The 1139-nt window shown below is 51.7% G+C and carries 1 protein-coding gene; it reads right to left on the reverse strand.

All coding sequences use genetic code 11. The annotated features are described in order from the left end of the window. Positions 1 to 974, reverse strand: a 974-nt coding sequence (locus tag D6694_00735) for a sugar transporter (GenBank protein ID RMH48260.1), incomplete at its 3' end; no start/stop codon positions are given. Positions 975 to 1139: the final 165 nt, after the last annotated feature.

Raw genomic sequence — 1139 nt, forward strand, 5'->3', positions numbered from 1 at the left:
GTCTGCCAGAGATTGATTGGTCTCATCCTCGTAAGGTCGACGGGCACCACAATCGTATCACCAGGATCGATCTTCTGCTCCGCCGAACCAAACCACAGGGTTCTGGCACCAGCAACAACGGAACCATTCGCTTTGACCACATAAATGCGGTCCTCATCCGCCTTGTTGGTCAGCCCGCCCGATCGATTGATATAATCATCTCTACTCAAACCAGGACTCCATAAGTGGGATGTACCAACTTGTACTTCTCCCAAGACAGTGACCTCTTGCGGGATCCTGGGTACGTAGATTTTGTCGCCATCGCGCAGTTTGACATCGGTTTTACCATCTAAAACAGCAGCCAAATCGATAACAAGACGGCCAACAGGTCGCATCGACTGCAGACGGGGTAAAAGTGCTTGGGCCTTTCCAAAGGCCTCAGCACTTTTGGCATCGACCTGGCTCTGTTCCAGACTCAGAGAAGCCAGATTCGCCTGCAACCTTTCGGTAAGCCGCTTGATCTCTTGGGCCTCTTTTTTCCGAAGATCTGCGCGAGAAAAAACGACCCCTGGTATAAAGGCGCGCTCTGTTAAACCGCCAATTCGTTGAATAAATTGCCGCAGCGACTCATCAGGCCGAATCCGATACTCTCCGGGATACAGAACCTCCCCCTCAACCACAACAGTTTCTCTCTCCGCCCAGCCCGGCAAAGGACGAATATTTACACTGTCATAGGGACGCAATGGAGTATGCCAACCATCAGGTAGGGGGACGGTTTCAGTTTGGAGCTTTTGTTGCCCTTTCTCAATTTTAAGACGCACCAATTCCGCTCCAAAGGTAGAAGCTGTCTGGGTCAAGCCGCCGGCAGCCCGTACCAGATCCGCAAGGGTCATATCAGGTTCAAGTGGATATTCTCCTGGATAGACCACCTGGCCACTGATTTGAACCACTCTCTCCGGAGCACCGCTACGGGCCTGGTTACGAAGCTCGTTCACCAGACGAGAAACGATGTCTAGCCTGTGAATCCTGTATTTCCTGATAATTTCGTTTTGACCGATATTCTTGTTGGTAACAGTCTCCTGGTAACCGGCTTGCCCCCCTTGAGAACCGGCTTGAGATACCTGGGAACCGACTTGAGATACCTGGGAACCGACTTGAGA

This window comes from Gammaproteobacteria bacterium, from assembly GCA_003696665.1.
Taxonomy (GTDB): domain Bacteria; phylum Pseudomonadota; class Gammaproteobacteria; order Enterobacterales.